The sequence below is a fragment of the Fervidobacterium islandicum genome (genome assembly GCF_000767275.3).
Classification (GTDB): domain Bacteria; phylum Thermotogota; class Thermotogae; order Thermotogales; family Fervidobacteriaceae; genus Fervidobacterium; species Fervidobacterium islandicum.
This window is the reverse complement of sequence record NZ_CP014334.2, coordinates 2,036,224-2,060,549: the sequence shown is the minus strand read 5'-3', so window position 1 is coordinate 2,060,549 and position 24,326 is coordinate 2,036,224. Positions and strand designations below refer to the sequence as shown.

Below are 24,326 nucleotides of genomic sequence, written 5' to 3'. Positions count from 1 at the left end.
AAATTAAGCTCAAAGACTTCAAACTTGAGAATTGGAGGGAAAAGCTGACATGATAGGTTACGAGATTTTCGTAAGGTCGTTTGCAGATTCAAACGAGGATGGGATAGGCGATTTCAGAGGCATTGCACAAAAGGCGGATTACTTGAAAACGCTTGGGGTAAACCTCGTCTGGCTCACACCACATTTCAAATCACCGAGCTATCACGGATACGATATCATCGACTATTTCGATACGAACTCTTCCTTCGGTTCACTTTCCGACTTCAAAGCGATGGTCGATGCACTGCATGAAAAAGGGATAAAGATGGTAATAGACCTTCCGCTCAACCACGTTTCTGACAGGCACCCTTGGTTCAAAGCCGCCATGAACGGAGAAAAGCCGTACGTGGATTACTTCTTGTGGGCACAACCTCACTTCAATTTGAGCGAAAAAAGGCACTGGGATGAAGAACTGCTCTGGCACAACAGGAACGGAAAGTGGTACTACGGCGTTTTCGGTGGCTCTTCACCTGATTTGAACTACGAAAATCCAGAAGTTGTCCAAAAATCACTTGAAATCGTTGAATTTTGGCTCAATCAAGGTGTTGATGGTTTCAGATTCGATGCAGCAAAACACATATACGATTACGATATTAAAGAAGGTAGATTTAGATACGACCACGAAAAAAATGTTGCATACTGGAAACTTGTTATGGACAAAGCAAGACAGGTAAAAGGTTCAGACATATTTGCCGTTACGGAGGTCTGGGACGACCCAGAGATAGTTGACAGATACGCAAAGACAATTGGTTGTTCGTTCAACTTCTATTTCACAGAAGCAATTAGAGAGTCTATGCAACATGGAGCCGTTTACAAAATCGTCGATTGCTTCCAAAGGACACTAACAAAAAAACCATACCTACCAAGCAACTTCACAGGTAACCACGACATGCATAGGCTCGCAAGCCTCATCCAGCAAGAAGACCAAAGGAAAGTTTTCTTCGGCTTACTCATGACAACACCGGGCGTTCCATTCATCTACTACGGTGATGAACTTGGCATGAAAGGTGTCTACGACTCCACATTCACCGAAGATGTTATCGAGCCATTCCCGTGGCACGCTTCACTCTCTGGCGAAAACCAGACGTTTTGGAAGGCCGTCAGATTCAACAGAGCATTTACCGGCGTCTCGGTTGAAGAACAATTGAACAGGGAAGGAAGTTTGCTCAGAGAGGTTATGGCATGGACGAACTTTAGAAAAGAAAACGAATGGCTCACGAATGCTTGGGTTGAAAACGTTGGCCACAACACATTTGTTGTGGCCTATACCGTAACCGATGGGAACTACGGATTCAGAGTTTACGCAAACATCGCTGGACACAACGAAACGTTCGAAGGAGTTCATTTGAAACCGTACGAGGTCAAAATTGTATAACACAGGTTCACGTGAATCGTCTGATTCAGAATTCATAGTTTAATATTTACATTGGTGAAAATTGTCACGAAGTGTGATGTGTGGTATAATATTCTTGGCTTACGTTCCATCATATCAACTTATTCAGGAGGTGTAGGTATGTACGTAGAGATTATCGATGTAAGGGCGAGAGAAGTGCTCGATTCCCGCGGAAATCCGACAGTTGAGGTTGAGGTCTTGCTTGAGGATGGTAGCTTTGGCAGTGCTATAGTTCCAAGTGGTGCTTCCACAGGTAAGTTCGAAGCACTCGAACTGAGGGATGGGGACAAGAAGAGATACCAAGGAAAAGGCGTACTCAAAGCAGTGGAACACGTAAACGAAATCATCGCACCGAGAGTGGTTGGTTTGAATGCATTCGACCAAGTGTACCTCGATAAAGTCCTTCTTGAACTCGATGGCACCGAGAACAAATCAAAGCTCGGAGCCAATGCAATTCTCGGAGTATCGATGGCAGTTGCAAGAGCAGCGGCAGAAAGCGCCGGCCTGCCACTTTACAAATACCTCGGCGGTGCAAATGCAAAAGTACTCCCTGTTCCGTTCATGAACGTCATCAACGGAGGAGCGCACGCGGATAACAGCTTAGACATTCAAGAATTCATGCTCGTTCCAGCGGGCGCACCATCGTTCAGAGAAGCCCTCAGGTACGGTGCAGAAGTATTCCACACACTCAAAAAGATACTCAAAGAAGCAGGACATGTCACATCCGTTGGAGATGAAGGCGGATTCGCACCAAATCTCTCATCGAACGAAGAAGCGATACAAGTGCTCATAAAGGCAATTGAGCAAGCCGGCTATGAACCTGGAAAAGACATATTCATCGCACTCGACTGCGCAGCAAGTGAGTTCTACAATGAAGAGACAGGAAAATACAACATCGATGGAACGGAAAAGACTGGTGATGAACTTATTGAGTACTACTCCATGCTCGTCGACAAATACTGGCCCGTTATCATCTCCATCGAAGATCCATTCGAACAAGAAGATTGGGACAGCTACGTGAAATTCACACAGAAAGTCGGTGGAAAGGTGCAAATCGTTGGTGATGATTTGTATGTCACTAACGTCAAAAGACTTGCCAAAGGAATTGAACTCTTCGCCACAAATTCAATCCTCATAAAGCTCAACCAGATTGGCTCGGTCACAGAGACGCTCGATGCAATAGAAATGGCAAAGACCGCTGGTATGACAAACGTTATCTCGCACAGAAGCGGAGAAACGGAAGATACGTTCATCGCAGACCTTGCAGTTGCAACGAATGTTGGTATGATTAAAACCGGGTCACTTTCAAGAAGCGAAAGGATTGCAAAGTACAACAGACTGCTCAGAATCGAAGAAGAACTCGGCGATGCTGCCATCTACAAAGGTGTAGGGGCGTTTTATTCGATTAAAAGATAAGCAAACATCAATGAAAAAAAGCTCCCCTGATGAACGGGGAGCTTTTTGTTTTTTGCTGGGAAATGTACAGAGAGTACAAAGATGGCAAGCACTGGAATAAAAGTCCTACCTGAACTATTCAAAAGCCATCCGTGTGATGCAAAATTGGTTAATAATCGAATGCTAAGGCCTTCTAAGCTTTCACTGGATTTCAGAACAAGGCTTGTTCAAAACAGAAGCTCGCGCTTAGTATCAAACTAAGTAGACAACATCCTTGCGTAGTTTGAGTTTTACGTTTGAGAATAGTAGCCGTAACCTTGGCCCAAAAATAAATCCCCGCCTCTTCAGGCGGGGATTTTTTCGGTTAGTTAACTATTAGAAGGTTGCTGAGTATGAGAGTTTGAGGTTCCATGTTGGCTTTGCGTTGATAACAGTGTAATTACCATCTGCGTCTTTTGTTAGTGTTCCATAGAATCCAGTGAAGCTTACGTTTGGTGTGAATTTATATGTGAACATTGCGTTGTAACCCATCTTGTCATCACCTGTTGTAACCATCCTGAAGTTTCCTTCAAGTGTGAGATCTGGTGTTGCATTGACGGATCCGTTGAGGTGAATGTACGTGTATGTTGCCAACTCTGTTATATCTGCCCACTCAGCTTTTGCACTCGCGGAGAGCATAGCGTCTTTGTAAGAGGCTTCTGTGTAGAGTGTGTATTTCTTGTTTTTGTCAAGAACATCAGCATTTGTTGTCTTTACCAACAATGTTACTGGTGTAACTTCTACCTTTGCTGACAGTTCATTGAGTGGGAGTGTGAATGTTGGTGTTGCTGGAGCAAAATCGTACTTTGGTGTTATTTGTGCTGTCAATGTTACTGGTGCAACTGTTAAGACATATTTTACACCAAGCTGTACAAACTTACCGTTTACTATATTGCTTGACTTGTACTCAAGCCTATCAAGATTTTCCCCGTATTTGAATTTGGGTTCGAGTGTAAGACCAGCCATTGTGAGATTTGCACTGACGTTAACATCTACCGCTGGTACCATTGTACTACTTGCAACCATTGGTACCATTGTACTACTTGCAACCATACCGGCGAATACCGTAACTGTTGGTGTGACGACACCCAAACCGATAGAACCGTTAACTGCTGCACCAAATTCGTGAGTGTTTGTATCCTTAACATTGTACAGACCACCGACAACTGTCCATCCACTGATTGTGTATTTTGCTAACAGCATATCGTCAAACCATGTTACTGTTCCTTCTGATGTTTTGTCAAGCATGTAAAGCTCAAGCCCTTGTACTGCTGGGAATGTGAGTTTCAGCGAATCTGCAAAGTCTGCCATAGCAGTGGTAAATGGGCTTCCACTTGCTGAGTAGTTCTTACCTGTGAAGTAATCGCTGACGAACTGCTTGCCTGTGCTGTAGAATGCTCCGAAATACGGTGTGCTGAACGTGATGCTTTTAAGTGTCAAACCAACGCCACCGAATGGACTGTAAGTAATATCGAACGTTGCCCCAGCCTGTGTATCACTTTTTGGGCCAAATGGAAGTTCTGCACTGTCAACGGTTAAAGATCCGCTGATATCAGCACCATCAGCAGTCACAACAAGTGAAAATGATACAGAACCCGCATACTTTACGTTTGGTCCCAGTGTGAATGGCTTTTCCGCCGCAAACAAGCTAACAACTACTAAAAGTGCCACAAAAACCGTTAAAAGTTTCTTCATAATCTTCTCCCTCCTCCTGTGAGTTTAGGTGTGAAAAATGTCTATAAATGAACCTAAAGAAAATAGCTTTTTCAACTTCACTATCTTTTACCATCCCCCCTTTTTGGATGATTGAAGTATTCTGCATATAACGAAGAGCTCAAAAACAGTGTTTACTTAGATTACGGCCTGAACCAACCAATTATTCCTATTATAACACCAATTACACCAAGCCCAATGCCCCACATGGCCATCTGCTCTAAGCGGGAAACATCCTGAGCCTTTTCAGCCTTGAGGTCGTCAATTTTTTTGCTAACTTCTTGTACTTCGCTCTTGTCAGCTTTGACTTCGTTGACAATCTGATCTAAACTTGCTACCTGATTTTCAACTAAGTTCAACCTTTCCTCCAGTACTTCAACTCTCTCAACGTTCGACGATAACGAATTGTTAACAGCGTTCAGTTCTTCGTAAAGTCCCAGGATCGCGTCTTCTAGCGTTGCATAATTATTCGCTACAGTTTCTTCAAGTTCTGCAAGCTTTGCTGCATTGAGTTCGATATCGTCTTTCAGTGTTTGCAATTCTGTGTACAGTTCATCTATCCTGACATCCGTGTACGATGTAACCCTTTCTTCGAGTGCTGCGATGTTGTTGTATAGCTCGTAAACCATATCTCTAATCGCTGGCAATCCTGTATCAAGCGTGCTCTTAATGTTCAGAACCTGTGTTTCAAGCTCAGAAATCCTCGCATCTAATTCAGAGATTACACTTTCGAATTCATCAGAAGATACTTTTGTCCCAAGGGTTTCGTATACCATATTTACGTATTCTTCCAAGAGTTCAACTCTTGAAACCAAACCTTCGAATACTTCCTTGTCTACTTTTGTTCCGAGGTCTATTGCATCGACCTTAGTTTTGACCTCTGCTATCTGTGATGAAAGGTCTTTATTTGTGTCGGCAATTTGTTTTCTCAAAAGGTAATCTACATCGCCAAGCTGAGCAGCCAAACCGTTGAGGATTTCACTGATCGTTTGTACATCGCTCTTCAACGCAGCAAGGTCTACTTCTTGCTGATTGCCTTCATCATCTGTGTAAACGAACTTATCCTGAAGTGAATTGACGAGGTCATATAACTTTATAATATCTTGGTCGTGAAGTTCAAGAACTAACTTTGCATCCTCAAGCGCTATCTGGAGTTCTTCTATGTCTTGTTTAACCGCAGCAAACTGTGCATTTATATCGTTTTCAAGCTTTTTGGCATCGCTTTCAAACTGTGACTTTAAATTTACCAAGCTGGAATCAACAGTCTGGAAAACATAATCGAGAGTTCTAACCAAAAATACCGCAATTTGGTATCTCGTTATCGCTTCATCACCACGGTATGTTCCATCGGGAAACCCCGTCGCAATTCCTGCCTCTTCCAGCCTTGTCACAAATGATTCCGCCCAATGCCCCTTCGGAATGTCTCTAAAAGCTGCCATGGAGAATGTGACAAGAACAATAACCGCCAATAACGCTAATACTTTTCTCATAATCTTACCCCCTTTTATAATGATTCTGGTTCAACCTTGCGTATTAAGAGTCGATTTTAAAATAATACCATGATGCATGATGATTTCTGAATTTTGCAAAACATTTTGCACGTATATTATACCACAATAATCCTTAGTATTGCAAATTTTTCTTCATCTTTTACCAGAAAAGAACAGCACTTCTTTAAGGTGTTATCTGGTCTTATCAGCAATAATCTTGATAAATAAACGCTTTCCGACTCTTAGGACATGTTCTTCGACAACTGCAACCGTTGCCTTAAAGTTGTCGATTCGGTTGTTGTCCCAGTAGACTCCACCTTGCGTTATCAACCTTTTTATCTCACTCTTTGTGCCTATTCCTAAGTTGAAGAGTAACTCTACGATGTTGTATTCACCTTGTTTAACAATTTTTTCCGGCATCTCTTCGGGCAGTTCCTTTTTCTGAAAAACTGTCACGAAGTATTCTTCAGCTTCCCTTGCTGCTTGCTCACCATGGAATTGTTTCACTATTTCTCTTGCGAGCCACATCTTGTAGTCCCTCGGGTTTACAATCTTTTCGTCAATTTCTCTTTCCATTTTTTCTAAGAATTCTTCTTGTGCATCAGTGAGCAACCTTGCATATTTTACAATGAGCTCGTCAGGTATCGACATTATTTTACCATACATGTCCTTTGGTTCGTCTGTAAAGCCTATGTAATTTCCATAACTTTTGCTCATTTTCAGCTTCCCATCCGTTCCTTCGATGATGGGCATTGTCATAACTATCTGGGGTTGCTGTCCGTATTCTTCTTGTATCTTTCTGCCAACCATTAAGTTGAAGAGCTGGTCAGTTCCACCGAGTTCAACATCAGATTCTATTGCAACGGAATCATAAGCCTGCGCAAGAGGGTACAAGAATTCGGAGATGCTGATCGGTGAACCTTCTGCATATCTTTTTGCGAAGTCTTCTCTTTCCAGCATACGTGCAACAGTGTACTTTGATGCCAGCTTCACAACATCGGCAAACGTCATTTTGCCGAGCCATTCGTCGTTGTAGCGGATTTCCGTTTTGTCTTTGTCAAGTATCATGAAGGCCTGCTCTGCATATGTTTTTGCATTTTCGAGAACTTCTTCTTTTGAAAGCATCGGCCTTGTTGTATTTCTCCCCGATGGATCACCTATCATTGCGGTGAAATCACCTATGATCAAGACCACTTGGTGCCCCAGGTCTTGGAATTGTTTGAGTTTTCTCAACACCACAGCATGACCGAGGTGCAGGTCCGGTCTTGAAGGATCTACTCCGAGCTTTACCCTCAGCGGCCTGCCAGATTTCAAACGTTCGAGTAGCTCTTGTTCAGAAACTAAATCAACGCAATTTCTCTTCAGTATTTTCAGTTGCTCTTCGGGAGGGAGCTTTGTCGTTGGCAAGCGATACACCCCACTTAAATACTTAAATTATCTCGACAATACCCAAGAAGTTAAAAAGCACATCACAAAGAATGCAACGGCTAATCCAACTGTTATTTTACCTGATGTATCCAATCCCTTTTTTCTACCGAACATAGTGTAAGCCATACCACTTCCAAAAGCTCCACCGAGTTCTGCGAACTTGCTCATCTCTTGCAATACCATCCAAATAAGACCTGCTGCAATTACTGTGTGGATAATTAGCAAAACAACCGCAAGCATCTTAACACCTCCAAATCTTCATGCAAACTTTATTCGCTTTTACTATATCTGATTCAGTGTTTATTATAACATGTTTTTTTTTAAATTTGCAATAGTAAACATGAATTTTTTCGAGCTCGTAAAAAACATAACAAATTGCTTGTCCGCTGGGAAATGTAGCAAGAATTCAGAACAAAGATGCTTGATCGGTTTCCGGTAGTCCGTCCAGCACCCCCAACCTTTTGAGAACTTCTACTTGCGCTTTCGTCACTTTCGCCCTACTCATGAGGTCTTCAACAGAGGTGAACATCTTGATTTCTCTTTGCTGGACTATCGATTTCGCCACGTTGTCACCTATACCATGTATTTTATTGAACGGTATGAGTAGGTCTTTACCATCTATTATGAACCTTGAATGGTGGCTTTTTTTCAAATCAGGTTTCTTGAATCCAAACCCGCGCAAGAGCATCTCAAGTGCAGCCTCAAGCACCTTTTCTTCGTTCTTTTCTTTAACATCCTTTTTCGGATTGTTGTTGAGTTCCATAAGTCTTCTTTTGATAGCTTCTTTCCCCTTTAAAATTAACTCCGCATCAAATTCGTCACCTTTTGTTGAGAAGAACGCAGCGTAGAATGCCAGCGGATAGTGTACTTTAAAGTACGCAATTCTGAATGCCATACTTACGTAGGCAACAGCATGTGCTTTTGGGAAGAGGTACTTAATCTTCTTACACGATTCTATAAACCACTCGGGAACTTTGTGTTCTTTCATCAACTTTTCTTCTTCCTCTTTCAACCCCTTACCTTTACGCACGTTCTCCATTATCTTGAACGCATTTGATGGTGGAACTCCCTTGTGGATGAGGTAGATCATAATATCGTCCCTACAGGAGATAACTTCGGACAGTGTAGCAATTTTCTTTTCAATCAGCGTCTGCGCATTGCCAAGCCACACATCAGTTCCGTGCGACAATCCGGATATGCGCACGAGTTCAGCAAACGTTTTAGGTCTTGTTTCTCGAAGCATACCCATAACAAAATCAGTTCCGAATTCCGGTATACCGATCGTTCCAATATCTGTTCCAAGCTCTTGTGGATCCACACCGAGCGCTCTGACCGATGAAAAGATACTCATCGTGGCTCTGTCGTCCATTGGGATGCTCATCGGATCCACACCGCTGTATTCATACAGCAGTTTTATCATCGTTGGATCATCGTGTCCGAGTGCATCAAGCTTAACCAAATCATCGTGGATGGCTTCGTAAGCAAAGTGTGTGGTGTAAACCCCTGACTTTTTATCGTTCGCTGGATGTTGATAAGGTGTAAAGTCGTGTATGTCGTAATCACTCGGGACTATCATCAGGCCGCCGGGGTGCTGACCGGTTGTGCGCTTAACCCCGGTAACGTACATCGCTAGCCGCTCTTGTTCGGCCGGATTCAGTGGATTCACAATGTTTCCATTCTTGTCCTCCATGTACGATTTGACATAACCAATAGCACTTCTATCAGCTATCGTGCTTATAGTTCCTGCCCTGAAGACATGCGATTTACCAAAGAGTTCTTCGATGAACTTGTGCGCTCGTTCTTGATATTCGCCAGAAAAGTTCAGGTCTATATCCGGAACCTTGTCCCCTTCAAATCCCATGAAGACTTCAAACGGGATATCTTGCCCTGCCTTTTCCAACTTTGCGCCGCACTTTGGACAGCGCTTGTCTGGTAGATCGTAGCCGGAACCGTATTCTTCGTGAAGTTCAAAGTACTTACAATCCGGGCATCTGTAGTGCGCTGGCAGTGGGTTGACTTCGGTTATCCCAACAAGGTGTGCAACAAGTGATGAACCAACCGACCCTCTCGAACCGACGACGTATCCATCTTCCCCTGCCTTTTTCACAATCAGATGCGCTATCATGTAGAGAACCGCATATCCATGGCCTATTATGCTGTTTAGCTCTTTTTCAATTCTTTTCTCAACTATTTCTGGCAGTGGATTTCCGTAAAGTTCGTACGCACGCATGAGCGTCATTTCTCTCAATTTTTCTTCGGCACCTTCAATTTTCGGTGGGTGGAGTTTTTTCTCTAAAGGCTTTATCTCTTCGACCATCTGAGCTATCTTTCTGGGATTTTCGATCACAATTTCCCTCGAAACCTTTTCGTCTTCAAAGATTTCCATTGCTGCTTGGAGCATTTCTTCCGTTGTGCGCAGGTAATAATTCGCATCGACATCCTCAACGTTACTCTGCGGGGCCAACAGTACTTTCCTCGCCTTTATGTCTTCTGGATCCAAGAAATGTGCGTTCGAAACCATTACAACTGGAATATTCAGTTCTTTTGCAACTTCGTACAACAGCCTGTAAGCACGCTTCGCTTCATCTTTTGTGAATTCTTCAGAAATAATTGTATCGAGCGGCATGATTTCAACGTAATCGTAGAACTTCAACATCTCGTTGAGCGCATCTTTATCACCTTCGAGGGCAGCTTCGAATATTTCAGAATTCGCGCAGCCAGTTCCAATAAGCAATCCTTCCCTATGCTTTTCTAAATCAGAACGCAACACCTGAGGAACTGTGAAGAACGTTTCTGTGTGGGATTTGGAGATCAGTTTGTAAAGGTTTTTCAAACCGGTTTTGTTCTGCACCAAAACGGTCAAGTGTTGCGGGTGTTTGGAGAGCGGATTTATATGCTCAACAAGTTTGTTTATTCTGTCAAATGTGGTGATGGATTTTTTCTTCAGAAGTTCAACAAGCTGCAGAAATACTCTTGCAGTTACCCTTGCGTCATCCAACGCACGGTGGTGTTGGAACTTACCGAGCTTGAAGTGTTCTACGAGTTTATCGAGAGAAAAGGCTTTCATCTGGTTTCTTAAAAGAGCCTGTGATAATCTAAGCGTGTCGATGTACGGCGGGTTGAATTCTCTACCAAACCTTGCGAACGTGTGTTTCAAAAATCCAATGTCGAAATCGGCGTTATGGGCAACAAGAACAGCCCCTTTCAGAAATCCCCAGAGCTTATCGATAACATCCGCGATCTCCGGCGCATCTTTCAACATATCTTCGGTAATCCCTGTGATCTGCAAGCTCTTTTCTTTTAAAGATGTGGGTTTTACAAGCGTATGGAACTCATCAGCAACCCTTCCATCGAAGATCTTCACAGCACCGATTTCCATTATCTCGTCAAGCCTAGGGTTTAAGCCGGTTGTTTCTAAGTCAAGCACAACATATGTCGCACTTTCTATTGAGCCGTCTATTTCGTTTACCATTATTTTCTTCGGGTCGTTTGCAATGTAAAGTTCACAACCGAAAATTGGTTTTAATCCTTCCGATTTTGCAAGCTCGTAAAGTTCGGGAATGCTCTGTACATTTCCATGGTCCGTTACTGCGATGGTATTCCAACCCCATTTCTTGGCCGTCTTGACGTATTCAGCAATATCAAGCACGCTGTCTAAATCGCTCATCTTCGTGTGAGCGTGGAGTTCTATTCGCTTTTCAACTGCGTTGTCCATTCTGTCGAGTGAAGGAATCGACGTTGCGGAATCTATTTTGAAGAAGAGATTGCCGTTTTTGTCGTAGTTCATCGAACCGGTGAATATGTACCAATTGCTTTCGGCAAGGCTTTCTTCCAGTTCTTTCACTTTTGAATTGAAGACTTTTCCAAGGATGGAATCTCTTTTGTCTGTTATATATACATTGAGTATTTCGTCCGATACTTTGTCGATTTTGAAGATCTTGCCATAAAGCTTTGCCTTCTTTTTAACAGCGGGAGGCTCTGAAGGGGTGTAGAGCGTTTTCAGAACGGACGGGCTAAAACCTTCTGAGATGGAATGTTTATCGCCATCTTTACTATCTTTTCCAAGTTCTCTGCTTGGTTTTTCTTGTGGCAACTGCACAGAATTTTGAGAAGCTTGAGATGCTCCATTTAAAAGAAAGTCTTCAGGTGTTGTATCGTTGGTTGGCTCAACTACGTCCACGGTGTACTTCTTGAAAGGTAGGGTGCGTTCGATTTTTTTCAAACGGGTAAGGACATGCGCCTTCCCAAATTCTCCAAGCGCATAGATTCTCAAATGTTCTCCTTCTATTTCTATCTTTTCTATATATTTTCCCGAACCGTTGAGAAGTTGCATGATCCTATTATGCAGTGTTTCTAAACTTTCCATATGATTGCCGTTTTCGGTTTCAAACACCAAGTCGATGTGGACACCTATAAAATCCTCAAGCGTTCTTTTGAATGAACGCGCATCGCCTCTGAAATCTTGGATAACAAAAGATACCGATTCCCTTTTCCGGTCGTAAATAATCTTTTTTATTGTTCCTTCTGCATCAATACCTATTTTCTTTGATATATCCTTCAGGTTCTTTGAGACTTCAAATATGTGATACATATAGCCCACCTCGGAACGGTCCCGGTACTATTTTTGAATGGTTGTTTTACTTTCGACTCGACGGAGCCAAACCTGAATGAGTCACGGCGGCGCACCAAGCTACAGCAAGTGCATCGGCTGCATCGTCGGGCTTAGGAATTTCATCGAGTTTGAGAAGTATTTTCATAACCTTTTGAATTTGAGACTTTTCGGCACGTCCGTACCCTGTAACGGTCTGTTTCACTTGGTGAGGGGTAAATTCAACAAAAGGAATACCGGAATGCTTTATAGCAAGAAGGATAACACCTCGCGCTTCTCCGACAAAGATAGCCGTCTTAGCATTCTTGTAAAAATACAGGCTTTCGACAGCTATAAGTGAAGGTGTGTAATTTGAAATAATGCGCAAGATTTCAGAATAAATGTAGTCGAGTCTATCTTCGAAATGTTCTTCTTTGCCCGTTGTTATGGCACCGTGTACCACGTGAGCTATGCGATTGCCGATCTTTTCCACAACTCCGTAACCAACGATACCATATCCTGGGTCTATTCCAAGTATCCGCATTGAAAAACCTCTTTTCAAAGTGTTTAGATCATTTAACCCATTTAGAGTTTGTTCTTTTATCTTTCGATTTCCAATTATACACCCGCTGCAACTTCTTAGGATGTTACGATTTGATTTTTGCTTTTTGTTAAATTAAAGTATGAGCATAGCGTCGCCGAATGAGAAAAAGCGATACCTTTCTTCAACAGCAATTTTGTAAGCTTTCATTGTTAACTCGTACCCTGTAAATGCACTAACGAGCATTAATAAAGATGATTTTGGGAGATGAAAATTAGTGATTAACGCATCGACCAGTTTGAACTCAAATGGTGGATATATGAATATATCTGTTTTGCCGGAATACGATGTTGCTTTGGGAAGTCTTGCAATCGTCTCAAGTGTTCTCACACTCGTTGTGCCAACCGCTATTAGTCTTCCACCTCTGATTTTTACTTCATCTATTATCCGAACGGTTTCTTCTGGAACAACATAATATTCTTCATGCATTTTGTGTTGTCTGATATCTTCCACTTTAACGGGTCTAAATGTGCCGATTCCAACGTGGAGTACAACTTCGGCGGTAAGAATTCCTTTATTTTTTATCTTTTCTAACAATTCCGTAGTGAAATGCAGGCCGGCTGTTGGTGCTGCAACACTTCCTTCGTATTTCGCATACACCGTTTGATATCTGTTGAAGTCCACATTTTCGTTCTTTATATAATGTGGCAGAGGCACCTTCCCAATAGCAAAAATTTCGCTATCGCTTTTTGTTGAAAATTCAAGAATCCTTGTCCCCTCTTCTGCCCTTCCTACACACTTGGCTGTTATGCCACATTCTTTGTTAAAAAGGTCAAAAACAATCTCGGTGCGTTCTTTTACCGCCTTGCCGGGCTTAACAAGGCACTTCCACACGCCCTGTTCAATTTTCTCAAGCAAAAGTATTTCAACCTTTGCTCCTGTTGTTTTTCTTCCAAACAGCCTTGCTGGAATGACCTTTGATGTATTGAAAACTAACAAGTCACCGGGGTCTAAATGTTCGATTACATCTCTAAATATTTTGTGTTGGATCTCTCCTGTTCGTCTGTCAACAACCATCAACCTTGAAAGGTCCCTCGGCTCGACAGGTTCTTGGGCGATAAGTTCTTCTGGAAGATTGTAGTCGTACGCTTCCAATTTAAAAAGGTCTACTGAACCCATATTACACCACACCTCTTTGCACAAAATCCAAAAGTAAAGGGCGGTTCCCCGCCCTTTGAGATTTTAAAATTGGCTTTTTACTTTCTTAGTGACAACTTTTCAAGGAGTTGTTTGTAAAGCTCTGGATCTTTCTTCATGAGGTACTTAAGCATCTTTCTTCTGCGTCCAACCATCTTCATAAGACCGCGTCTTGAGTGGTAATCTTTCGGGTGCTTCTTAAGGTGCTCTGTCAGATGCCTTATGCGCGCGGTTAAGAGTGCTATCTGGACTGCGGTACTTCCGGTGTCCGTGTCGTGGATCTGAAATTCCTTAATGATGTCCTGCTTCTCCATCTTCTACACCTCCGTCCAAAGTCCTCTTGCCAAGTAGGGGAATATTCCCGCAACCGAGCAAGGGCGTTAATATGATACAATATGATGAGTGTCGTGTCAAGTTTAGAATCGTGCCCACGTTTTATCTATATTTTGAGAAGAAGTGTTATTTAACATTCGGAAAAAGTTGATTAAAAAACGTATAGCGCCAATTTCTCAGTTTTCCAATGGAAAAACGCTGGATTTCTATGGAATTTTTGCAGATAGCTATTTACAAATTTTTGTAAAATGGTGCTATAATATAATTTAGTTGAACTTCTCAATTTGGACAGTTCGATATTTGAGATACGTTAATCTTCTTTATTAGTTAAAAACCAGGTGTTTTTCGGGTTCTACATTATCACACTTTTAAAAGGAGGGATTAAGCATGAAGAAACTGGGGATTCTTATTGCGGTCGTTCTTTTCGGGATATTTGCGTTTGCTCAACAAGTTGACATGGATGCACTTCTCAACAGGATTGAGCTTTTAGAAGAGTACACCAACATGATCTATGACACAGTTGGAACAAAAGTCTCAGTTGATGATTTCGAAACAGCCCTTGCTGAAATCGACGAAAGACTTTCAGAACTTGAAACGAAAGTTCTCAACATTCAAAGCACTATTGATACGGGTTTACCAGCACTAAGGGATATGCTCTACGAACTTTCTGCGAACCTCGCAGCGCTTGACGAAAGGTTGACATCTTTTGTGGAAGTTTCACTTGATGCGGCTAAAGAAGAAGTTAAAACCGCGATCATGGATGAGTTACAACCACAACTTGATGACCTCAAAGTAACGCTTGACATTCACGACAGTGACATCCTCAAGATATACGACACCTTGGGTATGCTCTCCGAGCAAATTGCACAAATTCAAGAAGCCTTTGCTGCTCAGGAAGAAGCATCGTCTATTGTAGAATCACTTGCTCTAAGACTCGATATGCATGACCAAGACATTGTCAACATATACGATAACCTCTCCATGAAGGCCGACAGGGAACAGGTTGATGCTCTTGAGGCAACTATTGTAGATCTGCAAGAACAAATTGCGGGTTTGAACGAGATAATCACAGGCCTTGCCGGACAAATCGGAGATACAGACTACTTGCTGAGGAAACAGATTGACGACACAGCAAAAGATTTGCAAGCGAAGATTGACACAAAGGCAAGCACAGAAGAACTCAATGCAGCTGTAAAAGATCTCCAGGCAAAGATCGATAAAAACAACGAAGCAATTGAAATACTCACAAACAGGCTAGAATTACTTGAAGAGTACGCTAATATGATTTACGATATGGTTGGAACAAAAGTATCAATAGATGATTTTGAAATAGCATTAGCAGACGTCACAGAAAAGATCGACACAAAGGCAAGCAAAGAAGAACTCAATGCAGCTGTAAAAGACCTCCAAGCAAAGATCGATACGAAAGCTGATGCAAAAGCCGTTGAGGAAAAAGTGAACAACGTTAATATGATCGCATGGCTTGGAGTAGTTCTCGGAGCAGTCGCAATCGTTCTTCCTTTTGTGATGCCAAAATAATAAATATTTGTAAAACAAGCGGGGCGTAATGCCCCGCTTGTTTTTTATCAATTAAACTAATTTAAAACTGCATCCTCATAATTTCTCTGTACGCTTCGACTATCCTATTTCTCACTTCAACGGTCAGCCTCAACGATATTGAAGCTTTTTCTGCTTCTACAATCAGTTCGTGAATGTTGCTCACTTTACCCATGGCGAAGTCATCGGTCAACTTTTCCACGTTCTTTTGCTGATCGTTCACATTTTTCAGTGCTTCAGAAAGCACTTTGCTGAATTCACTTACACCCTGATTTTGGCTGTTGTTAACGTTCATCGTTACGTTAGGTCTTAACGGATTAACCCCACCAATTTTATCTACCATTCACTTCACCTCCCTATCTGAAGGGCGGAAGTTATCATCGCTTTCGTTGTGTTTATCGCTGTAGCATTTGCTTCGTAAGCTCTTTGTGCGTTTATCATATCCACCATCTCACGAACTATGTTCACGTTCGGAAGTCTCACATATCCGTTCTCATCTGCATCTGGATGTGTCGGGTCGTAAACTACCCTGAATTCGGAAGGGTCTTCGTAGATACTTTTTACAATCACACCAGAGTTTTCACGCTTGCCTTGGATGTTTCTGACAAGTTCCTGAAAAACAGGAACTTTCCTTCGGTAAGGTCCCCCGTTTTCCGTTCTCGTTGTCTCGGAATTCGCTATATTCGTTGAGATGAGCTCTATTCTGAACCTTTGCGCCGACAATCCTGTTGACGAGATGTTCATTATGTTGAATTCACTCTGCATCATATCACCTCTCAGGTTATTCTACGACACAACTACCTTGTATTCCTAATCACTGTGTTGTACCTATCGATATTCGAACTCATCAGTCTTGAAAGAACCTGATATCTGAGCGCGTCTTTAACCATTTCCGTGACTTCCATGTCTATATCCACATTGTTCTGGTCATTGGTAAGAGACGTATTTTTCATAGCTACCTCTTTTGCAGTTACAACTTTCGGAGATGTTGGAAGATGTTTTTGATTTGTCGTTTTCAGCTGCAATTTCATCTTCGATTCCTGAAGGTATTCTTCGAATGCTACGTACTTTCTCTTGTAGCCAGGCGTTTCCGCATTCGCAATGTTCTGTGCGTGGAGTTCTTGCCGTTTCATTTGAACATCCATTGCTGTCTTTAGTGTGTCAAAATTCGAGTTGAATATACCTACCATGTTTTAAGCCCCCTGTTGCAAGTCGTCCTGTTTTCATATTTACTATTCTACCACAAATTCTCCGATTCCTACAAGAATGAACTTCGAACATGCTAAAATAGAAGTGAACTATTTTACAACATTGGTTGTCTAAACTATTAGAAAGAGCTTTTTGTGTACGGAAACTATATTGGGAGTCAACTATGCAAAATTAAATTTTTGTTTTGAGTGTGAGATAGCATAATCAATATTGAACTTCTCTTTCTTTCTCAACATTGCGTACAACGTTCGCAATAACTTGTGTACTACTGACATTATCGCTTTTTTGTACGGTATACCTTGCTGCCTTTTTCGTTCATAGTATGTTCGGAAATATTCGTTGTGAATCACTACACTCACTGCCATTAGCCATAGTATTCGTCTTAGGTGGGCATTGCCCCTTTTCGATATGTGTCCTTCTACTTTGCTTTTGCCTGATTGGGCAATGCTTGGATCGAGTCCACAATACGCAATGAGTTTTTTGTATGTACTAAATCTTGAGATATCTCCAACTTCTGCCAAGAAATGCATCGCGCTGTTTTCACCAATACCTGGTATTGACGTGAGTATCTCGATATCAAGGTTTATCGCACTACATTCGCAATATTCTTTCATCATCTTGTCGTATTCTTCAAGCTGTTGCTGTAAAAATTGTAGTTCTTTGATATTTTGCACAAGAATCTTTTCTTTCATCGGCCAATATTGAGCAATCGAGTTATTAGCGAGTTCTTTAAGTTTTTGAGCATTAAGTTTTGTACTTCTGCCACGGTCTTTGGAAAAGAACACATCCAGATTACGAGCCTTTTGAATAGCCTTGGCAGAAGGGAAATGAGAAAGAAGATTGAGGATAGTGTCACTGTAGATATTGGTAACTCTTTCGAGTTCAGGGAAAAGAACGTTGAGCAGTTTTTCGATATTGCCTTTAACTTTTGCGATGCGGTGGATAATGTTTTCGCGTGCTCTGACAATATCACGAAGCTCAGAGTTGACAAAAGCAGAAGAAGGAATTTGATGTTGTAGGTAAAACAAAGCAGTAGCGATAATGCGAGCATCGATTTTGTCGGTTTTGGTCTTTCGAAGAGAAGCAAAGTTTTTAACAGTTAGAGGATTAAAAACAGCGCAAGCAAAGTCGTTGGAAGAAAGGAAAGCCAGAAGGTTGAGATGATAACAGCCAGTAGATTCCATAGCGATGATGATGGATTGTTTTGGGAAGGCAGAGAGTTTGTTTGCGAAGGAAGAAAAGCCTTGCTGGGACATATCGAAAGAAGATTCGAAGATGATGGAACTGGGATTAGAGATAGCGCAGACGTTGAACTTATCCTTGGAAACATCGATGCCGACGAATATGGAGAAGTTATTCATACAAGAACCTCCTTTCGAATGATGAGGGCAGGGAGCCTACTGAACCAATCCTCCATGCTGACGAGGGCTGAAAGCCCAACCAACTTATCATGGTTAAAGGCAGGCAACAGACTCCCAAAATGGCTTAAAAGCCAAGGTGACATAAGTTGTCCTGCCCTCAATTTTTTTAAGCTAAATTATTTATACCATATTTTTATGTAGGAGGTGGCATTCATGAGGAAGTTCTACATGGTATTCACCATTGTCGTTATCGCTCTTATCTTGTTTTCCTGTGGTTTGAAGTTACCTTCAAAATCCCCTGAAAAGGTTAAGGTGCAGTACACTAAGTATCTGGAATTTCCACTGACGACTCTCGATTTTAAAGTGAAAGATTTGGTCGATAGCTTTGCAAACGAACTTGGTAGAGATTTAACTTTAGAAAAAACCGATCCAGTTACACTCAAGTACGCCACGGAAATTACCTACAGCCCCGGGACACTTTTGCAAGATGTTCAGAAACAGCTCCAATCTAAGCTTGGTGAACTTGGTAACAGGTTCAGCTACAAGATCGACACCAATTATTTCATACAGTCACTTTCCGGCCAAATCGAGCTACCATCCATAAGTTCCATCGAACAGCAGGTGAATTTATCCGAAGTCGAAATAGGAGATCTTGAACTAATCTCTAACCTTTCCGTACCAGTTACTAATGGAGTCAACACGTTTGATGTTCCATCAGCTGTTTTATCTCAACTAATCTTTAGTGAAGCAAATCTAAAAAGCGTAAACGTTCGTTTCGACATCTCTCCAGTAGTTGTTTCCAATTCAGCTTTGATTATCGATGGTTTTGCATACCCTTTACAGGCAAACGGAACGAAAAACTTGGCCAACGTTCTAATAAAGAAGACATCGTCTGTAAAGATAAGATTCGAATCCACATCTTCTGGAATTGCAACGATCTCTTTGTCATTCAAAAACCAAGTGGTAGATTACTTCAAAGATTTGGATACTTCAAAGCTCAGCAGTCAAAAGATTTCTATTAGTATTGCCCAAAACATACCAATTACTACAGGCACGTGGAAAATGGCTCTTGGTGGAACGGTTGATGTTAAGCTAACAATTTCCGGTTTCAGCGGAAACATATCACAATCGTACAATGCCAAATCAGGTTCGGTTAATATCGGAAGTGGTTCATCAAATTCAACAACAGCAAGAATCAACCTCAATGACACAGAGTTATTTACAGTCGGGGATGGGATAAGTATAACCGGTACAGTCGAACTAACTGGGTTAGTTAGTGCAGACTTGAGAACAAATCCAAAGATCGAAATCAAGCCCAACGTTCAGGTAAAGAAGATAGAAAATTACCCAATTACTGTGACTCTTCCCCTTCCAAATAATCTAACTGAGCTCAAATTCACTTCAGATAGCGGTTATATGCTTTTGACGTTTACCGGACTTTCAGAAGTAAGGGCTTTAGGTACTTTTGGAGCCAATGAACTTCAAGATACTTCAGCGGGGATAAAGATACCATTCAAAAACATCTCCCTACCCTCGACAATTGACGCGCTGATAAGCGGAAATGTAAATTCCAACACGGTGTTTTACACTGTTAACTTGCCAGAGGATCAAACTATAAAGATTCAAACTGCAAAAATTTCTGGTATTAACATATCACCGATCGCCTTTAGCCAACAAGTACCAACTGAGGTACTTGACTTTATAAGCGAAGCAACGGCGACAATCAAAGCCAAAATTAATTACAACGTCACAGGTACTTCTGGTATCTCGCTGAACATAAGTTCTAATATTTTCGAGGAAGGAAATGATACACACACACTTTCAGGAGCAGGCTCCATAGAACTACGAGCAGTAAATAAACTCTTTGATTTCGCGAGCTTCACTTCGTTTAATATGACTATACAACCAACTGTCCCGGATCCCGTGGTTGTAGAAAATGTTAATATAAGAGACGGGGTAAATCTCTGGGTAGAGCCTTCCATCGAAGTTTTCGAGATATCAAAGGTGAAATTGAAAGGGCAGACTTACACACAAAACATTGGAAGATTGATAAACTTCGGTGATATTTTCAAAGATGCGTTCGCGTTCATAAAAGACTTAATATTGGACATCAACGCTCCGATATATTTCGATATAACAAATTCAACGATACCGGCTACGCTGACTTTGAATATCTCTGGAACTTCTGTTGAAATAGGGAAAGGCGAGGAAAGAAATATAGGTGATACTATAACATCGCTTATCAAACAAGGAGCACCTCTGGAACTCGGCATAACCATCAAAACAGCCCCCGGCGAATTGAGCAAAGACAGTGAAATCAATGTTCGATTCCAATTCTCATTCCCAATAAGCGCTAAAACACCTGATAGCCAGGACGTTATACTTAATTCTGGCACAATAGATCTAAGTGCATTAGAACCTTTGAAAGACATTATAGAAAACGTCAGCGTTAAGTATAAGACTTACAATAACACAACGGGCTTGAAAGCACAGCTTAAGCTCGGGCCAAATGGTGAAGTGAACGTAACCTTAACGGATACTGTCACTTCAGTAACAGTAGACAAAGCAAAAATTATTTCAATAGCAAAATCTAACACACCGTACCAGATACTGTTACCAAAAGACAAAAACATCGCTTTGAATTACACCGGTAAGCTCAGCGTTGCACCGTACATCGCCGTAGATTTGAAAGTTGCAACCGAAGTCAAACTCGGGAATTAAAGGCAGGTGAGCAGCTATGAGAAGAATTAGAACATTTGTAATTTTTGGGTTGTTAATTTCTGTATTTGGCTTTTCGGTTGTAATCCAACCATTTGGACTATTTGGAAATGCATCTCTTGTGAGGAACGATTTCACAACACTCTTAAAGGTTGCCCCGTTTGTCGAGATAGAGCTCGGGCAAAATGTGCTCACTTTGGAAAACATCAACGCACTTTTGAACGAAGAAGAACTAAAATTAGATTCAACAACACTCGCTGATGCACTCTCAAATGGGTTCAGCTTCTCTTTGCCAGTTAGTTTAGGAGCATACGTGCATCTGAAACTGGGAGATTTGAGGCTTGTTCCTTACACACGAATTGATGGAAATATCAAAATGAACCTGCCAAAGACATTTGCTGAGCTACTTGTTGGCGATACCCAGATAGATACAACCTACGAGAGCAGTTATTCTGGTTTTCTTATTGCTAACATCACGGCAAACAACGGACTTGCTCTTGTACTCGGTGATTTCTATGTAGCAGGTAACGTTTTTGTACCCGTACTGTACAGTGACATTTCACAAACCTTTATGAACGTTTCTTACACCTCATCAGCAACACCAGCACAGGCTTCCGTTAATTTGGATGCTACAGTAAAAATGTACAGTCGGGTACATTTCGATTATCTTTCTAATTTGGATATCGGAAAGATTATCAATTCATTGAACGAGTTTAAGGATTTAGGTATTTCTTTTGAATTTGGTTATGGTAACGACAACTTTGGTTTCGCGGTAAGAAATATAGTGCTCACGCCTGCAAAAGCGTACTATTCATTTGAGCTCATAACCAATGCAAGTATAAACTATACAGGTGAAGGAACAAATATAACACTCGAAGCAACGAACTCGACTTCGGAGCCGATAGTTGCCATGTTACTTACTCCAGTAGATGTAGCTCCTCCAATTCAAATTACCGGCTATTGGAAAAGTGATGGCTTCTTGATGTGGGGGATCATGGGCAGTTATTGGTTCGATGGCAACTGGGTTGTAAAAGGATACGCTGGTATAAACTTTGAGATCGCGAGACTTTATTATATGCTAGGCTTCAATCCAGTAAGCTACTCTCATACGATCGGAGCAGGAGTGAATTTGTTCATACTCAACGCAGATTTAAAGCTTAGCATGACAAGTAACTCATTGTTCCCAGGTGAAAATTCAACTCCAGGTTTCGGTGTTGCATTAACACTATCCGGAGGGTTGTAATACGTGTTAGCGCGATTGATAAATAGTACAGTCGCTTGAAAACCAGTACTGTAAGCCTGCCGTTTTTCAATTACGAAATCGGCAGGCTTTTTTCTTTTAAGATGGTATAATTGTTTTGGAAAGCTGTTCAAAGGAGGAAAGAATCGGTCATGAGTGAGAAGACAAAGATAATCAAACTGCCTGAAGAAGTTGTATCGAAAATAGCCGCCGGTGAGGTTGTGGTTAACCCTGCGTCCGTTGTTAAGGAACTGGTGGAAAACTCCATTGACGCCGGTGCTTCTAATATAGAAGTTCAGATAAAAGACGGAGGCAAAAGCTATATCAAAGTTGTCGATAACGGTTCTGGTATGTCAAAGGAAGACCTTGTACTTGCAGTTCAAAGGTATACAACAAGCAAGATTTCTTCGCTCGAAGACATCTACAACATCACGAGCTACGGTTTTAGGGGCGAAGCGCTCGCTTCAATTGGTGAAGTATCAAGACTGGTGATAACAACTTCTGACGGCATTGAGTCGCACAAACTCGAAATGGTGGGTGGAAAACTTGTCAAAGTAGCAGAAACTTTCAGGGAGAAGGGAACGACCGTTGAAGTGCACGATTTATTCTTCAGCATCCCCGCAAGAAGAAAATTCCTTTCCTCAGAAAAGATCGAAAGGCGCATGGTAACTGAGGTAATCGAGAGGTTTTTACTTACAAAGCCAGAAATTCGGTTCCTTTTCAAAGTAGATGAAGAAATTGTCTACAATGCACCTGCCTCAAGCTTGCCCGATAGGTTCAAGTTGATTTTCCCAGAGGTGAAGTCGTTTGAAGTTATTGATAATTATGTTAATAGTTCAGTTTCGATTTCTGGGATAATCTCATCACCTCAGTTTTTCAGAAAGAACCGTTCTGGCCAGCTGTTTTTTGTCAACGGCCGGTTTGTGTTGGATAATTTGCTTCATCTTTCTTTAGAGCGCGGATACGGTGAGTCACTTGTTGAAAGCACGCACCCATACGCTGTGATTTTCATAAATATTCCGCCAAACGAAGTCGATGTGAACATCCATCCGCAAAAGCTGCAGGTGAAATTTTCTGAACCACGTGTTGTCTACGACGCGATAGCAAGGTGCGTGAGGGATACATTAAGAAAGTTCGAAGGATTCCAGTTGTTTGTTGAAAAAATTGACAAAGGTGCTCTTGATCAATTCGTTTCAACGTACGTTGAACAGAGCGAGTCAAAAAACATTTTGACCGAGTCAGGCAAAGATTCAGCAGGAAAGTTCAACCAGACAGATGAATTTCAAAAATTCCAAACGAAGGAAAAAAGCCTTTCGTTTCCTCAGCACATGATTCAAACAGGTGAAAAATATCAGAAAACTGTCGATTTCAAAACCGCCAACTCACATCCTGCGCTCTTTCCAAATTTCGCCAGTCCAACGAGTTTGGATAAAGCAGGAGCGTTCACAATAATAAAGAATAGGTACATCCTTTTTGAAGATAACGATGGGATCGTTATCATAGACTTCCATGCCGCGCATGAAAGGGTTATTTATGAACAACTCAAAGAGCATGAATTCCAGCCTGTGGATCTTTTGATACCTGTGGAATTTAGTATAGGGAAAAGCTTAGCGAATGTTTTGGAAAGTCTGGAAACTGAATTGAAAGAGCTTGGCTTCAGCATAGAGATGGAAAAATCAGAAAATAGTGCCAAGGTTGTTCTAAAATCCATCCCTTCGTTGATAAAGATAACACAAGCTCAAGAGACGTTACTGGAGGTACTCGAGGAATATAGGCTTCCGTTCAACAAACCACAGAGCATTCTGCACGTTCTTGCATCGAAGGCCTGTAAAACTGCCGTGAAAACAGGTGATAAACTGAGCGAAGAGGAAGTAAGAATGCTTATCGAGGAGATAAAAGGTAAAAACCTCCTCACATGTCCTCATGGAAGACCTATAATGATGAAAATCACGTTTGACCAGCTGGATAGTTATTTCGAAAGAAGATGAACATAATCGATATCTTGATATGCTTTGACTTATGAATTTCGTTTGTGGTATAATTGTACATGTGTTTCGTTCGAATAGCGAACTATCTGTTATCTGA

General features: G+C 41.6%; 19 protein-coding genes. 7 read left to right on the top strand and 12 right to left on the bottom strand.

Annotated elements, in window-relative coordinates; genetic code table 11:
- The first annotated feature begins 49 nt into the window (after nucleotides 1–49).
- The 3 genes from NA23_RS09800 to NA23_RS09790 all read left to right on the top strand — a co-directional run bounded on the left by NA23_RS09800 (nucleotide 50) and on the right by NA23_RS09790 (nucleotide 3,088).
- Nucleotides 50–1,414: an alpha-amylase family glycosyl hydrolase gene (locus tag NA23_RS09800; RefSeq protein WP_033191691.1), complete on the top strand. Its 1,365-nt coding sequence runs from the start codon at nucleotides 50–52 to the stop codon at nucleotides 1,412–1,414.
- 138 nt (nucleotides 1,415–1,552) lie between these two features.
- Nucleotides 1,553–2,848 carry a phosphopyruvate hydratase gene (gene eno, locus NA23_RS09795; RefSeq protein ID WP_033191692.1) on the top strand — a complete coding sequence of 432 codons (1,296 nt, stop codon included), beginning with the start codon at nucleotides 1,553–1,555 and terminating at the stop codon, nucleotides 2,846–2,848.
- A gap of 81 nt (nucleotides 2,849–2,929) precedes the next feature.
- Nucleotides 2,930–3,088, top strand: coding sequence for a hypothetical protein (locus NA23_RS09790; RefSeq protein WP_158510141.1), 159 nt, complete (start codon nucleotides 2,930–2,932; stop codon nucleotides 3,086–3,088).
- A gap of 114 nt (nucleotides 3,089–3,202) precedes the next feature.
- Here the strand turns inward: NA23_RS09790 and NA23_RS09785 are convergent, their stop codons facing one another.
- The 8 genes from NA23_RS09785 to rpsO all read right to left on the bottom strand — a co-directional run bounded on the left by NA23_RS09785 (nucleotide 3,203) and on the right by rpsO (nucleotide 14,137).
- The gene (locus tag NA23_RS09785; protein WP_033191693.1) at nucleotides 3,203–4,561 is read right to left on the bottom strand and encodes a hypothetical protein; all 1,359 of its coding nucleotides are present in this window, start codon (nucleotides 4,559–4,561) and stop codon (nucleotides 3,203–3,205) included.
- A gap of 161 nt (nucleotides 4,562–4,722) precedes the next feature.
- A complete protein-coding gene (locus NA23_RS09780) occupies nucleotides 4,723–6,069 on the bottom strand; it encodes an S-layer homology domain-containing protein (RefSeq protein WP_033191694.1) in 1,347 nt (448 codons plus the stop codon).
- A gap of 192 nt (nucleotides 6,070–6,261) precedes the next feature.
- Nucleotides 6,262–7,476, bottom strand: coding sequence for a tyrosine--tRNA ligase (gene tyrS, locus NA23_RS09775; protein ID WP_033191695.1), 1,215 nt, complete (start codon nucleotides 7,474–7,476; stop codon nucleotides 6,262–6,264).
- Nucleotides 7,477–7,503: 27 nt separating this feature from the next.
- Nucleotides 7,504–7,737, bottom strand: a complete 234-nt coding sequence (gene secG / locus NA23_RS09770; RefSeq protein ID WP_033191696.1) for a preprotein translocase subunit SecG — start codon at nucleotides 7,735–7,737, stop codon at nucleotides 7,504–7,506.
- Between the two features lie 166 nt (nucleotides 7,738–7,903).
- A complete protein-coding gene (locus NA23_RS09765; RefSeq protein WP_033191697.1) occupies nucleotides 7,904–12,088 on the bottom strand; it encodes a PolC-type DNA polymerase III in 4,185 nt (1,394 codons plus the stop codon).
- A gap of 46 nt (nucleotides 12,089–12,134) precedes the next feature.
- Nucleotides 12,135–12,629: a crossover junction endodeoxyribonuclease RuvC gene (gene ruvC, locus NA23_RS09760; protein WP_033191698.1), complete on the bottom strand. Its 495-nt coding sequence runs from the start codon at nucleotides 12,627–12,629 to the stop codon at nucleotides 12,135–12,137.
- A 132-nt stretch (nucleotides 12,630–12,761) separates the two neighbouring features.
- Nucleotides 12,762–13,805: a tRNA preQ1(34) S-adenosylmethionine ribosyltransferase-isomerase QueA gene (queA, locus tag NA23_RS09755; protein ID WP_033191699.1), complete on the bottom strand. Its 1,044-nt coding sequence runs from the start codon at nucleotides 13,803–13,805 to the stop codon at nucleotides 12,762–12,764.
- 77 nt (nucleotides 13,806–13,882) lie between these two features.
- Entirely contained in the window at nucleotides 13,883–14,137 is a 255-nt protein-coding gene (gene rpsO / locus NA23_RS09750) for a 30S ribosomal protein S15 (RefSeq protein ID WP_014452393.1), read from the bottom strand.
- 406 nt (nucleotides 14,138–14,543) lie between these two features.
- On the opposite strand from rpsO, the gene NA23_RS09745 reads away from it, so the two are divergent.
- Nucleotides 14,544–15,695, top strand: coding sequence for a coiled-coil domain-containing protein (locus tag NA23_RS09745; protein ID WP_033191700.1), 1,152 nt, complete (start codon nucleotides 14,544–14,546; stop codon nucleotides 15,693–15,695).
- Between the two features lie 61 nt (nucleotides 15,696–15,756).
- Here NA23_RS09745 and fliE read toward each other — a convergent pair whose 3' ends face one another.
- The 4 genes from fliE to NA23_RS09725 form a co-directional block, all read right to left on the bottom strand.
- Nucleotides 15,757–16,056, bottom strand: a complete 300-nt coding sequence (gene fliE / locus NA23_RS09740; RefSeq protein WP_033191701.1) for a flagellar hook-basal body complex protein FliE — start codon at nucleotides 16,054–16,056, stop codon at nucleotides 15,757–15,759.
- A 5-nt stretch (nucleotides 16,057–16,061) separates the two neighbouring features.
- On the bottom strand, nucleotides 16,062–16,478 hold the full coding sequence (flgC, locus tag NA23_RS09735; RefSeq protein WP_033191702.1) for a flagellar basal body rod protein FlgC: 417 nt from the start codon (nucleotides 16,476–16,478) through the stop codon (nucleotides 16,062–16,064).
- Nucleotides 16,479–16,510: 32 nt separating this feature from the next.
- A complete protein-coding gene (gene flgB, locus NA23_RS09730; RefSeq protein ID WP_033192587.1) occupies nucleotides 16,511–16,894 on the bottom strand; it encodes a flagellar basal body rod protein FlgB in 384 nt (127 codons plus the stop codon).
- A gap of 189 nt (nucleotides 16,895–17,083) precedes the next feature.
- On the bottom strand, nucleotides 17,084–18,283 hold the full coding sequence (locus NA23_RS09725) for an IS110 family RNA-guided transposase (protein WP_236938359.1): 1,200 nt from the start codon (nucleotides 18,281–18,283) through the stop codon (nucleotides 17,084–17,086).
- Nucleotides 18,284–18,496: 213 nt separating this feature from the next.
- On the opposite strand from NA23_RS09725, the gene NA23_RS09720 reads away from it, so the two are divergent.
- From NA23_RS09720 to mutL, 3 genes are all read left to right on the top strand, one after another.
- Nucleotides 18,497–21,004 (top strand): hypothetical protein, encoded by a 2,508-nt coding sequence (locus NA23_RS09720; protein WP_033191703.1) that lies wholly within the window; start codon nucleotides 18,497–18,499, stop codon nucleotides 21,002–21,004.
- Between the two features lie 16 nt (nucleotides 21,005–21,020).
- Nucleotides 21,021–22,244, top strand: coding sequence for a hypothetical protein (locus NA23_RS09715; RefSeq protein ID WP_033191704.1), 1,224 nt, complete (start codon nucleotides 21,021–21,023; stop codon nucleotides 22,242–22,244).
- A 149-nt stretch (nucleotides 22,245–22,393) separates the two neighbouring features.
- A complete protein-coding gene (mutL, locus tag NA23_RS09710; protein ID WP_033191705.1) occupies nucleotides 22,394–24,229 on the top strand; it encodes a DNA mismatch repair endonuclease MutL in 1,836 nt (611 codons plus the stop codon).
- The last annotated feature ends 97 nt before the right edge of the window (nucleotides 24,230–24,326 follow it).

What these genes read in the sequence shown, in the direction of transcription:
- NA23_RS09800 (WP_033191691.1), top strand. Translation starts at nt 50, where the DNA reads ATGATAGGTTACGAGATTTTCGTAAGGTCGTTTGCAGATTCAAACGAG.
- eno (WP_033191692.1), top strand. Translation starts at nt 1,553, where the DNA reads ATGTACGTAGAGATTATCGATGTAAGGGCGAGAGAAGTGCTCGATTCC.
- NA23_RS09790 (WP_158510141.1), top strand. Translation starts at nt 2,930, where the DNA reads ATGGCAAGCACTGGAATAAAAGTCCTACCTGAACTATTCAAAAGCCAT.
- NA23_RS09785 (WP_033191693.1), bottom strand. Translation starts at nt 4,561, where the DNA reads ATGAAGAAACTTTTAACGGTTTTTGTGGCACTTTTAGTAGTTGTTAGC.
- NA23_RS09780 (WP_033191694.1), bottom strand. Translation starts at nt 6,069, where the DNA reads ATGAGAAAAGTATTAGCGTTATTGGCGGTTATTGTTCTTGTCACATTC.
- secG (WP_033191696.1), bottom strand. Translation starts at nt 7,737, where the DNA reads ATGCTTGCGGTTGTTTTGCTAATTATCCACACAGTAATTGCAGCAGGT.
- NA23_RS09765 (WP_033191697.1), bottom strand. Translation starts at nt 12,088, where the DNA reads ATGTATCACATATTTGAAGTCTCAAAGAACCTGAAGGATATATCAAAG.
- ruvC (WP_033191698.1), bottom strand. Translation starts at nt 12,629, where the DNA reads ATGCGGATACTTGGAATAGACCCAGGATATGGTATCGTTGGTTACGGA.
- queA (WP_033191699.1), bottom strand. Translation starts at nt 13,805, where the DNA reads ATGGGTTCAGTAGACCTTTTTAAATTGGAAGCGTACGACTACAATCTT.
- rpsO (WP_014452393.1), bottom strand. Translation starts at nt 14,137, where the DNA reads ATGGAGAAGCAGGACATCATTAAGGAATTTCAGATCCACGACACGGAC.
- NA23_RS09745 (WP_033191700.1), top strand. Translation starts at nt 14,544, where the DNA reads ATGAAGAAACTGGGGATTCTTATTGCGGTCGTTCTTTTCGGGATATTT.
- fliE (WP_033191701.1), bottom strand. Translation starts at nt 16,056, where the DNA reads ATGGTAGATAAAATTGGTGGGGTTAATCCGTTAAGACCTAACGTAACG.
- flgC (WP_033191702.1), bottom strand. Translation starts at nt 16,478, where the DNA reads ATGCAGAGTGAATTCAACATAATGAACATCTCGTCAACAGGATTGTCG.
- NA23_RS09725 (WP_236938359.1), bottom strand. Translation starts at nt 18,283, where the DNA reads ATGAATAACTTCTCCATATTCGTCGGCATCGATGTTTCCAAGGATAAG.
- NA23_RS09720 (WP_033191703.1), top strand. Translation starts at nt 18,497, where the DNA reads ATGAGGAAGTTCTACATGGTATTCACCATTGTCGTTATCGCTCTTATC.
- NA23_RS09715 (WP_033191704.1), top strand. Translation starts at nt 21,021, where the DNA reads ATGAGAAGAATTAGAACATTTGTAATTTTTGGGTTGTTAATTTCTGTA.
- mutL (WP_033191705.1), top strand. Translation starts at nt 22,394, where the DNA reads ATGAGTGAGAAGACAAAGATAATCAAACTGCCTGAAGAAGTTGTATCG.